Genomic DNA, 13,843 nt, shown 5'->3' with positions numbered 1-13,843 from the left:
CTGTTCGAGAACGCCCTGCGGGCTCGGGACGGCCGCTCGATTGAAGACCATCAGGCGGCGCTGGTCGCCTTTTTCGCGCCTTTCACCAAGGTCGCCGCGGCGAACCCCTACGCCTGGTTCCCGGTCGAGCGTTCGGCCGAAGAGCTGGTCACCGTCACCGACCGCAACCGGATGGTCGGCTTTCCGTATCCAAAGTACCTGAACGCCATCATGGAGGTGGATCAGTCCGCCGCCGTTTTGGTCGCCAGTGTCCGCAAGGCGCGGGAGCTCGGCGTACCGGAGGACAAGTGGGTCTTCCTGCATGGATGCGCGGATGCTTCGGATCTCTGGTATCCGCTTGAGCGCCAGGACTACCACTCCAGTCCCGCGATGCGGCTGACCGGCGAGCGCGCCTTCGAGATGGCGGGGATTACGGCGGCGGACCTGTCGCTGATCGACCTCTATTCCTGCTTCCCATCGGCCGTGCGCATCGGAGCCAAGGCGCTTGGTCTGGCTCTGGACGACCCGCGCGGCCTCACCGTCACCGGCGGACTGCCGTACTTCGGCGGCCCCGGAAACAACTACGCCCTCCACGCGATCGCCGAAATGGTGACGCGTCTGCGAGAAAGACCCGGCGCCTATGGCCTGTCGACCGCCAATGGGTGGTTCCTGACCAAGCAGTCGGTGGGTGTCTATTCGACCAGGCCTGTCGAAGGGCGCTGGGAGCGACAGTCACCCTCCGTGCTTCAGGCTCAGATCGACGCCTTGCCCCATCCCGAGATCGTTGAGAAGCCGCAGGGACGCGCCCGGATCGAGACCTATACGGTGGTCCATGGGCGGGAAGGTGTCCGCATGGGGATCGTGATCGGCCGAGATGACCAGGATCGTCGTTTTGTCGCCCACACCCCGGACGATCCGGCCGTGCTGCGAGACCTGGAAGCTCGTGAAGGTGTCGGCCGCATGGGGACCGTCGGGCCGCATCCGGACGGCGTCCGTAATCTCTTCACGCCGGACTGAACGCATGGGACTCGTTCACGTCATCCGTCACGGCAAGCCGGCCTCGACCTGGGGCGGAGCCGACGACGATCCGGGCCTGGACGGGCTGGGCCTGGAGCAGGCGAGGGCGGTCGCTCGCGAGATCGCGGCGTTGCCGCCGGGGGCGCGGCCGCGCCGCGTGGTGTCATCGCCTCTGCGCCGCTGCCGGGAGACCGCCGCGCCGCTGGCCGAGATGCTGGGTGTCGCGGTGGAGATCGATCCTCGCGTGGGGGAAATCCCGACGCCGGCCGTCCTGTCCGGCGCCGAAAGGCCCGCCTGGCTGCGGCAGGCATTCACCGGCCGTTGGGCCGACATCGTGGGCGATCGGGACTATGCAGCTTGGGCGCGCTCTGTGGCCGCCGCCCTGTTGGAACACGAAGGCGCGGCGGTGTTCAGTCACTTCGTCGCCCTGAACGCGGCGGTCGCTACAGCAACGGGTGGCGAAGACGTCGTGGTCTTTCGGCCGGATCATTGCTCGCGGACCGTGTTCCGCGTCGAGCAGGGCCGCTTGATCCTGGCGGAGAAAGGGCGCGAAGCTCAGAGCCAAGTGCTTTGAAGGAGTCGCTGTGGCGCGAGAGATCCTGACCGTCGCCCAGATGGCCGCCGCCGATCGCGCCGCCGTCGCGAACGGTACGCCGACCCAGGTGCTGATGGAGCGGGCTGGGGAGGCGGTCGCGACCGCGGTCGACGCGCGCTACGCGCGTCAGCCCGTCGTTGTCTGGTGCGGCCCCGGCGACAACGGCGGCGATGGCTATGTCGCCGCCCGTCACCTGCGGGACCGCGGGTGGTCCGTGGTCGTCGAGGCCGCCTATCCGCCCTCGACCGACGCGGCGCGCTGGGCCGCCGCGCGATGGGATGAGGCGGTTCGCCCTCTGTCCTCGCGACCAGCACGCGGAGCTCTTTATATAGACGCCTTGTTCGGCGCGGGCCTGTCGCGACCGCTTGAGGGCGAGGTGGCGAATCTGGCGCGGGCCAGCCGCGACCTGGCTTTGACCATCGTGGCGGTCGATACGCCGTCAGGCGTTCACGGCGACACCGGACGCGTGGTCGGAGACGTCGCCTTCCGCGCCGGGATGACCGTGACCTTCCACCGCCGTAAGCCGGCGCATGTCTTGGCCGAGGGACGGCAGGCCTGCGGAGAGGTGGTGCTGGCTGACATCGGGCTGCAGACGGACGAGGCCGTCGAGCTGTTCGAAAATGACCCGCAGCTTTGGCTCGCGCGCTTTCCATGGCCGGCCTTCGACGCTCACAAGCACAGTCGCGGGCGGCTGAAGGTTGTCAGCGGCGAAGCGTGGAGCACGGGCGCGGCCCGACTTTCCGCGCGTGGGGGGCTGAGGATCGGCGCCGGCGCAGTGACGGTGTTGTCTCCGCCGGGGGCCTTGGCGGTCAACGCCGCGCACCTGGAGGCGATCATGCTCGCGCCGTTCGAGTCGGACGCCGATTTGGCGGCGGCGTCCGAGGACGCGGATGTGGTGATCATCGGCCCGGCGGCGGGTGTCGGCGAGGTCACGGCGCGCAATCTGCAGGCGCTGGCGCGGACGGGCGCGGCGCTTGTGGTCGACGCCGACGCCCTGACCAGTTTCCGCTATGACCCCGAAGACCTATTCGCCTGTCTCGATCGCGACGACGTGCTGACGCCGCATCCCGGAGAGTTCGAGCGCGTCTTTCCAGGCGTTCTGGCGAAGTCGCCGGAACGGATCACGGCCGCCCGCGAGGCTGCGGCGCGCGCCGGGGCGGTGGTGCTGTTGAAGGGGGCGGACACGGTCGTCGCCGCGCCCGACGGCCGGGCCTCGGTGCTGCTGAACGGGAAACCCTGGTTGGCGACCGCGGGATCCGGCGATGTGCTCGCCGGCTTCATCGGCGGCCTGATCGCGCAGGGCATGGAAAGCTTCGAGGCGGCCTGCGCGGGGGCTTGGATTCATGCGGCGTGCGGCGCGCGCCACGGCCCGGGCCTGATCGCCGAGGATCTCCCAGGTCTCGCGCCAGCCGTGTTGTCTGGCCTCTACGGGAAACGCTGAGCGCACTTGCGCGGCGCGCTTCAAGTCCGTAATGCCGGTCACGCGCGGATGTGGCGAAACTGGTAGACGCACTGGATTTAGGTTCCAGCGCCGCAAGGCGTGGAGGTTCGAGTCCTCTCATCCGCACCACTCTTCTCATCGGGCTCTCGGGCCCGCGTGAGTTTTATCGCCGCCGCTCTTGGATGCTCGCGCACGTCGTGACATAAGGGCGCTCTTTCGCCGCCCCGGTCCTCGCGGGCGGCGTCGATCTTTTGGACCCCAAGGGCGGTGCTCGGGCGCGCGGCGACCCGGACCCGAGAAATAAGAATGTCGATGCAGATCGTTGAAAAGTCGGGCGAAGGCCTCAGCCGCGTTTTTGGCGTCACGGTGCCCGCCAGTGAATTGGCCACGCGCCTGGACGCGCGGATCGCCGAGGTCGCCCCGCAGATGAACGTGAAGGGCTTCCGTCCGGGCAAGGTGCCGACGGCCCACGTGCGCCGGATGTACGGCAAGGCCCTGATGGGCGAAGTCATCGAGCAGGCGCTGAACGAGACCACCCAAAAGGTCCTGGAAGAGAACAAGCTGCGTCCGGCCGGCCAGCCCGAGCTGAACCCCTCGTCGGACATGGACAAGGTCATCGCCGGCGGCGAAGACCTGGCCTTCGAACTGGCCGTCGAAGTGATGCCGGAGTTCGAACCGATCGACCCGGCGTCGATCGAGCTGGTCAAGCCGGTCTACAAGGTCACCGACGAGGAAGTCGACGAAGCCCTCGACGAGCTGGCCAAGCAGGCCCGCACCTACGAGCCGCGCACCGGCAAGAGCGTCAAGGCCAAGGACGGCGACCAACTGCTGATCGACTTCGTTGGCACCATTGACGGCGTCGAATTCGCCGGCGGCAAGGCCGAGGGCGCTGAGCTGGTCCTGGGTTCGGGCCAGTTCATCCCGGGCTTCGAAGACCAGCTGGTCGGCGCCAAGCCGGGCGACGAAGTCGTCGTGAAGGTGAAGTTCCCGGAAGAATACCAGGCCAAGGACCTGGCCGGTAAGGACGCCGAGTTCGCCACCAAGGTGACCGAAGTCCGCGCGCCGGTCGATGGCAAGGCCGACGACGAGCTGGCCAAGCGCCTGGGCCTCTTGGACCTGGCCGCCCTGAAGGACCTGCTGCGCTCGAACCTGTCGGGCCGCTACGACAACTCGTCGCGCTTCAAGCTGAAGCGCGCCCTGCTGGACGTGCTGGACAGCAAGCATGACTTCCCGCTGCCGCCGCGCATGGTGGAAGCCGAGTTCGCCGGCATCTGGCAACAGGTCGAGGCCGACAAGGCCCGTGGCGGCCTGCCGCCGGAAGACGCCGAGAAGTCGGAAGACCAGCTGAAGGACGAGTACCGCAAGATCGCCGAGCGCCGCGTGCGCCTGGGCCTGGTGCTCGCCGAGATCGGCCGCAAGAACGACGTGGTCGTCACCGACCAGGAACTGACCGACGCCATCATGCGCGAAGCTCGCCAGTACGGCGCGCAAGCCCAGCAGGTGTTCGACATGTATCGCCAGCGCGCCGACCTGCAGGCCGCCCTCCGCGCCCCAATCTACGAAGACAAGGTCGTCGACCTGATCTTCGGCAAGGCCAAGGTCGAGGAAAAGGAAGTCTCCAAGGACGAGCTCCTGGAAGAAGACGACCTGCCGGAAGGCTACGGCGGCTAATCGCGGGCCAGGCCAGCGAGACGAGGCGCGGTTCGCGAGGACCGCGCCTTTTTTCATGCTCGGAGGTTTTCGCCCGCGCCTTGCAACCTGTTAAGCGCCACGCGATATGCGTTGTCGACGGCGCGCGGGGGCTGATTCGTTTTCGCGCCGCCAGCACAAACGAAAAGGGTGATACCCCATGATGTACGATCCGGTTTCGACGGCCATGAACCTCGTGCCGATGGTGGTCGAGCAGACCAGCCGCGGCGAGCGCGCGTTCGACATCTTCTCGCGGCTGCTGAAGGAGCGGATCATCTTCCTGACCGGTCCGGTCGAGGACGGCATGGCCAGCCTGATCTGCGCGCAGCTTCTCTTCCTGGAGTCCGAGAACCCCAAGAAGGAGATCGCCATGTACATCAACTCGCCGGGCGGCGTGGTGACGGCGGGTCTCGCGATCTACGACACGATGCAATACATCAAGAGCCCGGTCTCGACGGTGTGCATGGGCATGGCCGCCTCGATGGGCAGCCTGCTCCTGGCCGCCGGCGCCGCCGGTCAGCGTATCTCGCTGCCGAACGCTCGCATCATGGTGCACCAGCCGTCGGGCGGCTTCCGCGGCCAGGCCTCGGACATCGAGCGCCACGCCGAGGACATCATCAAGACCAAGCGTCGCCTGAACGAGATCTACGTCAAGCACTGCGGCCGCACCTATGAAGAGGTCGAGCGCACCCTGGACCGCGACCACTTCATGAGCGCCGACGAAGCTAAGGCCTGGGGCTTGGTCGACCACGTCTACGACACCCGTGAGGCGGCCGAGGCCGGCGCCGAATAGGGCGCTGCTGGGCTAAAAGAAGAGCCGCCGGTCATCCGATCGGCGGCTTTTTTCTTGCCCGGCGGGTGCGACCAATCCGCTCAGGTGACCGGCTTGCCCCGGAAGACCCGATAGCCCTTCTCGTCGGCGATCGCGAGCATCTCGGTGTCGCCGGACGTGTCGCCATAGGCGGCCGCCAGGTGCACGTCGGGGCCGAAGGTCTCCTGCAGCCGCACGACCTTTTCCATGGCCCTGCAGTTGGCCCCGTCGAGCCCGCCGAGGATGCGCCCGTCCTCGGAGCAGGTCAGCCGCGTCCCGATCAGGAGGTCTGCTCCGAGCCCTCGCGCGAACGGGGCGACGGTGATCTCGGGCGAGGCGGTGACGATCACGATCCGCGCGCCCTTGGCCCGCCACGACCGCCAGACGGCGACGGCGTCGGGACGTAGCAGGGAGGGGGCGAAGGCCTGGGCGAAGGCCCGCGCGTCAGCCTCGATCTCGGCGATCGTGGCCCCTTTTAGGAACTCGCGAACGGCGGCGGCCTTGAGTTTTCCACGGTTGCGGTCGAACCCGTAGGTGATCAGGGCGGGGATCAGCCGGATCACGCCGCGCGTCCACCGGCGCGGTCCGGCCCGCCATTTCAGGAACGTGTTGAAGCTGTCCTTGACCGTCAGGGTGCCGTCGAAATCGAAGGCGACGAGCGCGCGCTCGTCCCCCATTTCGCCGGTCATGGGCCGCGACGCGCTCAGACCTTTCGACATCAACGAACGCTTCGCCATCAACCTTCCATGCCGTCGCGCGTCGCGCCGGTTCCATACGATTCCGATCCCCGTAATAGGGGCTTCGGCGGGCGCCGGTAAGACCCAAGGCGGGGATGGGTTGCGCAGAACCGCCAATCGCCCAATTTAGATGGCGAGCTCATGACACGATCCAGCGCGTTGAGCGTTTGAGGCGGGAAAGGCGCCGGCAAGGCTTGTGAAGCGCGCCCGGATCGGGGAATGTCAAGGATTAGACAACTCCCGGCGTATATTGTGGCTACTTCGGTGGCGGCTTATGCGCTCGGAGGGGCGTCTCGGCGTTAAGCCGTATGTCGCCATAGTGTGAGAAGCGATCATGACGAAAGCCGCGAGCGGCGATACCAAAAGCACCCTCTACTGTTCTTTCTGCGGAAAGAGCCAACATGAGGTGCGCAAGCTCATCGCGGGACCGACGGTGTTCATTTGTGATGAATGCGTCGAGCTCTGCATGGACATCATCCGCGAAGAGCACAAGATCGCCTTCGTGAAGTCCAAGGACGGCGTGCCGACGCCGCGCGAGATCTGCGAAGTCCTGGACGATTACGTGATTGGGCAAGGCCACGCGAAGAAGGTTCTCGCGGTCGCCGTGCACAACCACTACAAGCGCCTCAACCACGCGTCGAAGAACAACGACGTCGAACTGGCCAAGTCGAACATCCTGCTGGTCGGTCCGACCGGTACGGGCAAGACGCTGCTGGCCCAGACCCTGGCTCGAATCATCGACGTGCCGTTCACGATGGCCGACGCCACGACGCTGACCGAAGCCGGTTACGTCGGCGAGGACGTCGAGAACATCGTGCTGAAGCTGCTGCAGGCCGCCGACTACAATGTCGAGCGCGCCCAGCGCGGCATCGTCTATATCGACGAAATCGACAAGATCAGCCGCAAGTCCGACAACCCCTCCATCACCCGCGACGTGTCGGGCGAGGGCGTGCAGCAGGCCCTGCTGAAGATCATGGAAGGCACCGTCGCCTCCGTGCCGCCGCAAGGCGGGCGCAAGCATCCGCAGCAGGAGTTCCTGCAGGTCGACACGACGAACATCCTGTTCATCTGTGGCGGCGCCTTCGCCGGGCTCGAGAAGATCATCTCGGCGCGCGGCGCGGCCAAGTCGATCGGCTTCGGCGCCAAGGTGACCGATCCGGAAGAGCGCCGGACGGGCGAGATCCTGCGGAACGTCGAACCTGACGACCTGCAGCGCTTCGGCCTGATCCCGGAATTCATCGGCCGTCTGCCGGTGGTTGCGACCCTGGAGGACCTCGACGAGGCCGCCCTGGTCAAGATCCTGACCGAGCCGAAGAACGCCTTCGTCAAGCAGTACCAGCGCCTGTTCGAGATGGAGAACATCGGCCTGACCTTCACCGACGACGCCCTGCACCAGGTCGCCAAGAAGGCCATCGCCCGCAAGACCGGCGCGCGCGGCCTGCGTTCGATCATGGAAGGCATCCTGCTGGAGACCATGTTCGAGCTGCCCAACTACGAGGGCGTCGAGGAAGTGGTGGTCAACGCCGAGGTCGTCGAAGGCCGGGCTCAGCCGCTGCTGATCTACGCGGAGAAGAAGGGCGGCGCGGCCTCGGCCTGATCGCTCGCTTCTTGAGATCAAGGGCGCGTCTTCCTTGTGGAGGCGCGCCCTTTTTCGTGGATAACCCAATCCGGGGCTATTCGTTCTCTGGCGACTGAGGCATGGGCGCCACGCAAGCTTAAGGTCGGCGAAAGCCGTTTAAAGTCTGGATCTTGGATAAACTCGCCTCTTAGGCGTCGCCAGGCGGCATGGGCGTTTCAACTTGGCCGGACATGCGCGACCTCTCGCCGCTGACAGGCGAGTACGCTTGAACCCTGTTGTAAAACGTCCACATAAATAACGACATTCCGCCCAGTCCAGGGCGGACGGGTCGATCGACTCAGGCGCATCGTCTGACGTTACGGCGGCCCGCGTGGCCAAGGCGTTTCCCCGCCGCGGCCGGGAGTATTGAGCAAATGTCCGAATTACGTACGCTTCCTGTCTTGCCGCTGCGGGACATCGTTGTGTTCCCGCACATGGTGGTCCCGCTCTTCGTGGGCCGCGACAAATCCGTGCGCGCCCTCGAGGAAGTGATGCGCGGCGACAAGCAGATCCTGCTCGTGACGCAGAAGAACTCGGCGGATGATGATCCGGCGCCGGGCGACATCTTCGACGTCGGCGTGCTGGCCACCGTCCTGCAACTGCTGAAACTGCCCGACGGCACCGTCAAGGTGCTGGTCGAGGGCAAGGCCCGCGCGGCCGTCGTGAAGTTCACCGACCAGGAGTCCTATTACGAGGCCCAGATCGGTGAAGTCAGCGAAGACGAAGGCGCGGGTCCCGAGGCCGAGGCGCTGTCGCGCGCGGTCGTCGAGCAGTTCGAAAACTACGTCAAGCTGAACAAGAAGGTGCCGCCGGAAGCCCTGGCGTCGATCCCGCAGATCGCCGAACCGGGCAAGCTTGCCGACAGCATCGCCGCGCACCTCTCCGTCAAGATCGGCGACAAGCAGAACCTGCTGGAGATCTTCGACGTCGTGAAGCGCCTGGAAAAGGTCTTCGCCCTGATGGAGGGCGAGATCTCGGTGCTGCAGGTCGAGAAGAAGATCCGCTCGCGCGTGAAGCGCCAGATGGAGAAGACCCAGCGCGAGTATTATCTGAACGAGCAGATGAAGGCGATCCAGCGCGAGCTGGGCGACCCTGACGACGCGCGCGACGAACTGATCGACCTCGAAAAGCGCATCAAGAAGACCAAGCTGTCCAAGGAAGCGCGGACCAAGGCCGAAGGCGAGCTGAAGAAGCTGCGCAACATGAGCCCGATGTCGGCCGAGAGCACGGTCGTCCGGAACTATCTGGACTGGCTGCTGTCGATCCCGTGGGGCAAGGCCAAGACCAAGAAGATCGACCTGAACGAGGCCGAGGGCATTCTCGACGCCGATCACTACGGTCTGGAGAAGGTCAAGGAGCGGATCCTGGAGTACCTGGCCGTCCAGGCCCGGACCAACTCGCTGAAGGGCCCGATCCTTTGCCTCGTCGGCCCTCCGGGCGTCGGCAAGACCTCGCTGGGCAAGTCGCTGGCCAAGGCCACGGGCCGAGAGTTCGTGCGCATGAGCCTCGGCGGCGTGCGCGACGAGGCCGAAATCCGCGGTCACCGCCGCACCTACATCGGCTCGATGCCCGGCAAGGTCATCCAGTCGATGAAGAAGGCCAAGACCACGAACGCCTTCGTCCTGCTGGACGAGATCGACAAGATGGGCAGCGACTATCGCGGCGATCCCGCGTCGGCGCTGCTGGAGGTGCTCGACCCGTCGCAGAACTCGACGTTCGGCGACCACTACCTGGAGGTCGACTACGATCTCTCGCAGGTGATGTTCGTCACGACGGCCAACAGCCTGAACATGCCCCAGCCCCTGCTGGACCGCATGGAGATCATCCGCATCCCCGGCTACACCGAGGATGAGAAGCTGGAGATCGCCAAGCGGCACGTCCTGCCGAAGCTGGCCAAGGATCACGGTCTGAAGCCGGCCGAGTTCATCGTGCCGGACAAAGCGATCCGCGACCTGATCCGCTACTACACCCGGGAAGCCGGCGTGCGGTCGCTGGAGCGGGAACTGGGCGCCCTGGCGCGCAAGACGGTCCGTGACCTTGCCCGCGAGAAGCTGGCCTCGATCACGATCGACGACGAGCGCCTGGCCAAGTACGCCGGTGTGAAGAAGTACCGTTATGGCGAGACGGACGAAGTCGACCAGGTCGGCATCGTCACAGGTCTGGCCTGGACGGAGTTCGGCGGCGACATCCTGACCATCGAAGCCGTGAAGATGCCGGGCAAGGGTCGCATGCAGATCACCGGCAACCTCAAGGACGTGATGAAGGAGTCGATCGCGGCGGCGAACAGCTATGTCCGTGCGCGCTCGCTGCAGTTTGGGATCAAGCCGCCGGTGTTCGAGAAGACCGACGTGCACATCCACGTGCCGGATGGCGCCACGCCCAAGGACGGTCCGTCCGCCGGCGCCGCCATGGGCTTGGCCATCGTCTCGGTGCTGACGGGCATCCCGATCCGCAAGGACATCGCCATGACGGGCGAGATCACCCTGCGCGGCCGGGTCACCGCCATCGGCGGCCTTAAGGAGAAGCTGCTCGCGGCCCTCCGCTCCGGCGTGAAGACCGTGCTGATCCCGCAGGAGAACGAGAAGGACCTCGCGGATGTGCCCCAAAGCGTCAAGGACGGTTTGGAGATCATCCCGGTCTCGACCATGGATGAGGTGCTCAAGCACGGGCTCACGGGTCCCTTGACGCCTGTCGAATGGAACGAGGCCGAAGAGCCGATTGCTGCGGGTGCGAAGAAGGACGACGGCGACACCGACGCCATATTGACCCACTAAGCGTAACTAATCGTCGATAACTTATGCGGCGCGGGAGCTTCCCGCGCCGCTCTCGTTTGACGACACATTTTCTACCGCCATAATCCCCGGCGAGCGCAGCGTCGTAAGCAAAAACACGTCGCCGCTCAGGCTGGGAGAAACACATGACCACAAAAGCCGAACTCGTCACGGCGATCGCCGAGAAGGCGGGCATCAACAAGAACCAGGCCAAGGACGCTCTGGAAGCCTTCATCGACGCCGTCACGGACTCTCTTAAGTCGGGACAGGACGTGCGTTTGGTCGGCTTTGGCACGTTCAAGGCTGTCAGCCGCGCCGCTGGAACCGCGAGAAATCCGCGTACAGGCGAGACGGTGAACCGCCCGGCGTCCAAGACGGCGCGCTTTCAGGTGGGCGAAGGTCTGAAGTCGTCCCTGAACGGCTGATCCAGTATCCATTTTCAGTCGAGGCGGGGCGAGCGCTGGAAGCGAACGTTCCGCCTTGTCTATTTCGGGCTATGCCCGATCGCCTTGGCCCGCTAGAAGCGGCGGCCTTGGGGCAGTTAGCTCAGCGGTAGAGCGTCTCGTTTACACCGAGAGGGTCGGGGGTTCGATCCCCTCACTGCCCACCACATTACCCCTGTTCTCGCGCTATCCGCGTCTCCAAGCGCCATACCGTTGCGATGTGGCGTGGCGTCCGCGGGCAAGTCGAGCTATGGGCTAGGTGAGGCCCGGGTATTCTCCGCGTGGCCCTGAAATCGTCAGGGCACGGCGAGGAACCCGAGTTGTCGCAAAAGCTTTATCGATCCGAGGCCGAATAGGGGATGGCCTGGCGTAGAGATGAGGATTCGGCGTGACGGAAACGAGAACGGACCGGCCGTTTGGCCTGGATGGCCTCTCCGCCGAGATCGATCCGCCAACCGACACCGTCCGCCTGGTAGACACCACCATGCTCTACGCGCCACGCAGTGGCGGCGTCCGCCGATACCTGTCGTCGAAGCGCGCGTGGCTCGCCGCCCATCGTCCCGGCGTGCGCCATACGCTGGTCGTGCCCGGCGCGCGGGATTCTTATGACGCAAACGGAAGGGTCTCCATCTACGCCGCGCCGTTGCCCTTCGGGGCCGGGTATCGCTGGCCCGTCGTCAAGGCGGCCTGGATGGAGCGACTGATCCGCCAGCGGCCCGACATCATCGAGGCCGGCGACCCCTACACGCCGGGCTTGGCCGCCTTGAGGGCGGGCGATGCGCTGGGCGTTCCGGTGGTGGGCTTCTGCCACACCGATCTTGGCAAGCTCGCCGCGCTTCATATCGGCGAATGGGCGGAAAAGCCGGTCCAGAAGCGCTGGGCCGCCGTCTATCGTCAGTTCGACCAGGCCGTCGCGCCCAGTCGGTTCATCGCCGGCCGCCTGATCGAGGCAGGCGTCCACCACGCGATCGGCCTGCCGCTGGGCGTCGACACCGAGCTGTTTAATCCTGGCCGGGCGGACCGCGAGGGGCTCCGGCGGCGGTTGGGCCTGGGGGCGGAAGAGAAGCTGCTGGTCTTTGCGGGACGCCCGGCGCGCGAGAAGCGTCTCGATGTGCTTGTCGGCGCCGTCGAACGCCTGGGCGCTCCGTACAGGCTGCTGCTGATCGGCGCGGGCGCCGGCGCTCCGGTCAGCGATCGCACGCTGTGCCTCGACTATGTGCGCGACCCGGCCGAACTGGCGGCCATCCTATCGAGCTGCGACGCCTTCGTGCACGCCAATGACAACGAGCCCTTCGGCCTCATCGTGTTGGAAGCCATGGCGTGCGGCCTGCCGGTCGTCGGTGTCGCGGCGGGCGGCGTGGCCGAATCCGTCGACGGCGAGGTCGGGCAATTGGCGGCGCGTTCCGAGCCGCGAGACCTGGCCGAAGCCATAGAGGCGCTGTTCGCGCGAGATGTCGGCCTCGTCGGCGCCGCCGCGCGTCGGCGGGCGGTCGAGCGTCATGGCTGGGACGCGGTCTTCCGGCAGCTTTGCTTTATCTATGGCGGGCTCACGGGACGGGCGGCGTTCGGCGGCCAGTCCCAGGCGCTCAGCCATTAGCCTCGTTGACGGCGGCCAGGATCTCGTAGCTGCGCTTGCGCGCGGCGTGATCGTAGATCTGTGACGCCGCCATCAGTTCGTCCGCGCCAGTCATCTCCAGCACCTGTTCGATCTTGCGTCTCACGGTTTGCGGCGAACCGATCGCCGAATACTGGAAGGTGTGGTCGAGGCCCGCCAGTTCAGCCGGCGAGGCGTGTTCGCGGATATCGTCGACCGGCGGCGGCAAGAGGCCAGGACGGCCGCGCCGCAACGCCAGGAATTGCTGCTGCGTGGAGGTCGCCAGGCGCGCAGCCTCCTGGTCGCTATCGGCCGCGCAGACGCCTATGCAGACCATGGCGTACGGCTTGTCCAAGGTCTCCGACGGTTTGAAGTGGCGACGGTAGAGGAGAAGCGCGTCCAGTAGGGCGTCGGGCGCGAAGTGCGCGGCGAAGGCGTAGGGCAGGCCCAGCGCCGCGGCCAGCTGTGCGCCCCAGGTCGAGGAGCCCAGGATCCAGATCGGCACGTCCTGGCCCTCGCCCGGGACGGCGCGCACGCCCTGGTCCGCCGTCGCCGGCTTGAACCAGTGCTGTAGCTCGACGACGTCTTGGGCGAAAGAGTCAACCGCGCCGGCGTAGCGGCGTAGCGCGCGCATCGTCGCCTGGTCCGTCCCCGGCGCGCGGCCCAGGCCCAGGTCGATGCGGCCGGGATAAAGGGCGTTCAGCGTCCCGAACTGTTCGGCGACCATCAACGGCGCGTGGTTAGGCAGCATGACGCCGCCGGAGCCGACGCGAATCGTCGAGGTGCCGCCAGCCACGTGGCCGATGACGACGGCCGTGGCCGCGCTGGCGATTCCCGGCATGCTGTGGTGCTCGGCCAGCCAGTAGCGGTGAAAGCCGAGTCGTTCGGCGTGCCTCGCCAGATCCAGGCTGTTGTGAAGGGCTTGGCCTACGTCGGTCCCTTGCGGAACGGGAGCCAGATCGAGAACGGAGAAACGGGGATAAGCGACCATCATCGCTAGATGGCGTGCAAAACCGGCAACTCAAGGCGTCGCCGAAAGGGTCGGATTTTTGTGGGGGAGCCACCGGACGGTGGCGCGAATGACGGGGCTCGAACCCGCGACCTCCGGCGTGACAGGCCGGCGCTCTAACCAACTGAGCTACATCCGC

Annotated in this window: 11 protein-coding genes and 3 tRNA genes; 11 read left to right on the top strand and 3 right to left on the bottom strand. The window is 66.2% G+C overall.

Annotated elements, in window-relative coordinates:
- From DI526_RS21190 to DI526_RS21165, 6 genes are all read left to right on the top strand, one after another.
- Nucleotides 1-996 (top strand): acetyl-CoA acetyltransferase (locus DI526_RS21190; RefSeq protein WP_304282277.1); only part of this gene is annotated, 996 nt, incomplete at its 5' end.
- Between the two features lie 4 nt (nucleotides 997-1,000).
- Nucleotides 1,001-1,570, top strand: coding sequence for a histidine phosphatase family protein (locus DI526_RS21185; protein WP_304282274.1), 570 nt, complete (start codon nucleotides 1,001-1,003; stop codon nucleotides 1,568-1,570).
- Nucleotides 1,571-1,580: 10 nt separating this feature from the next.
- Nucleotides 1,581-3,032, top strand: a complete 1,452-nt coding sequence (locus DI526_RS21180) for an NAD(P)H-hydrate dehydratase (RefSeq protein ID WP_304282270.1) — start codon at nucleotides 1,581-1,583, stop codon at nucleotides 3,030-3,032.
- Between the two features lie 44 nt (nucleotides 3,033-3,076).
- Nucleotides 3,077-3,161, top strand: a tRNA-Leu gene (locus tag DI526_RS21175).
- Nucleotides 3,162-3,344: 183 nt separating this feature from the next.
- Nucleotides 3,345-4,703, top strand: a complete 1,359-nt coding sequence (gene tig, locus DI526_RS21170) for a trigger factor (protein WP_304282267.1) — start codon at nucleotides 3,345-3,347, stop codon at nucleotides 4,701-4,703.
- Nucleotides 4,704-4,884: 181 nt separating this feature from the next.
- Nucleotides 4,885-5,514 (top strand): ATP-dependent Clp protease proteolytic subunit, encoded by a 630-nt coding sequence (locus tag DI526_RS21165; protein ID WP_299017797.1) that lies wholly within the window; start codon nucleotides 4,885-4,887, stop codon nucleotides 5,512-5,514.
- An 80-nt stretch (nucleotides 5,515-5,594) separates the two neighbouring features.
- Here DI526_RS21165 and DI526_RS21160 read toward each other — a convergent pair whose 3' ends face one another.
- Nucleotides 5,595-6,269, bottom strand: coding sequence for an HAD-IB family hydrolase (locus DI526_RS21160; RefSeq protein WP_304282264.1), 675 nt, complete (start codon nucleotides 6,267-6,269; stop codon nucleotides 5,595-5,597).
- 334 nt (nucleotides 6,270-6,603) lie between these two features.
- Between DI526_RS21160 and clpX the strand changes: the two genes are divergently transcribed.
- From clpX to DI526_RS21135, 5 genes are all read left to right on the top strand, one after another.
- On the top strand, nucleotides 6,604-7,866 hold the full coding sequence (gene clpX, locus DI526_RS21155; protein ID WP_004615159.1) for an ATP-dependent protease ATP-binding subunit ClpX: 1,263 nt from the start codon (nucleotides 6,604-6,606) through the stop codon (nucleotides 7,864-7,866).
- 395 nt (nucleotides 7,867-8,261) lie between these two features.
- Complete coding sequence (gene lon / locus DI526_RS21150) at nucleotides 8,262-10,661, top strand: endopeptidase La (RefSeq protein ID WP_304282261.1); 2,400 nt, start codon at nucleotides 8,262-8,264, stop codon at nucleotides 10,659-10,661.
- 143 nt (nucleotides 10,662-10,804) lie between these two features.
- On the top strand, nucleotides 10,805-11,083 hold the full coding sequence (locus tag DI526_RS21145; protein WP_304282258.1) for an HU family DNA-binding protein: 279 nt from the start codon (nucleotides 10,805-10,807) through the stop codon (nucleotides 11,081-11,083).
- Between the two features lie 110 nt (nucleotides 11,084-11,193).
- Nucleotides 11,194-11,268, top strand: a tRNA-Val gene (locus DI526_RS21140).
- A gap of 254 nt (nucleotides 11,269-11,522) precedes the next feature.
- A complete protein-coding gene (locus tag DI526_RS21135) occupies nucleotides 11,523-12,698 on the top strand; it encodes a glycosyltransferase family 1 protein (protein ID WP_304282281.1) in 1,176 nt (391 codons plus the stop codon).
- Here DI526_RS21135 and DI526_RS21130 read toward each other — a convergent pair.
- Both DI526_RS21130 and DI526_RS21125 read right to left on the bottom strand, forming a co-directional pair.
- Nucleotides 12,688-13,689: an LLM class flavin-dependent oxidoreductase gene (locus DI526_RS21130; protein ID WP_304282255.1), complete on the bottom strand. Its 1,002-nt coding sequence runs from the start codon at nucleotides 13,687-13,689 to the stop codon at nucleotides 12,688-12,690. The genes DI526_RS21135 and DI526_RS21130 overlap by 11 nt on opposite strands.
- A gap of 77 nt (nucleotides 13,690-13,766) precedes the next feature.
- Nucleotides 13,767-13,843 (bottom strand) — tRNA-Asp (locus tag DI526_RS21125).

This window comes from Caulobacter segnis (genome assembly GCF_003243465.1).
Taxonomy (GTDB): Bacteria; Pseudomonadota; Alphaproteobacteria; order Caulobacterales; family Caulobacteraceae; genus Caulobacter; species Caulobacter segnis_A.
Note: the sequence above shows the minus strand (reverse complement) of the source record. Positions and strands in the feature narration are given on the sequence as shown.

What these genes read in the sequence shown, in the direction of transcription:
- DI526_RS21185 (WP_304282274.1), top strand. Translation starts at nt 1,001, where the DNA reads ATGGGACTCGTTCACGTCATCCGTCACGGCAAGCCGGCCTCGACCTGG.
- tig (WP_304282267.1), top strand. Translation starts at nt 3,345, where the DNA reads ATGCAGATCGTTGAAAAGTCGGGCGAAGGCCTCAGCCGCGTTTTTGGC.
- DI526_RS21165 (WP_299017797.1), top strand. Translation starts at nt 4,885, where the DNA reads ATGTACGATCCGGTTTCGACGGCCATGAACCTCGTGCCGATGGTGGTC.
- DI526_RS21160 (WP_304282264.1), bottom strand. Translation starts at nt 6,269, where the DNA reads ATGGCGAAGCGTTCGTTGATGTCGAAAGGTCTGAGCGCGTCGCGGCCC.
- clpX (WP_004615159.1), top strand. Translation starts at nt 6,604, where the DNA reads ATGACGAAAGCCGCGAGCGGCGATACCAAAAGCACCCTCTACTGTTCT.
- lon (WP_304282261.1), top strand. Translation starts at nt 8,262, where the DNA reads ATGTCCGAATTACGTACGCTTCCTGTCTTGCCGCTGCGGGACATCGTT.
- DI526_RS21145 (WP_304282258.1), top strand. Translation starts at nt 10,805, where the DNA reads ATGACCACAAAAGCCGAACTCGTCACGGCGATCGCCGAGAAGGCGGGC.
- DI526_RS21130 (WP_304282255.1), bottom strand. Translation starts at nt 13,689, where the DNA reads ATGATGGTCGCTTATCCCCGTTTCTCCGTTCTCGATCTGGCTCCCGTT.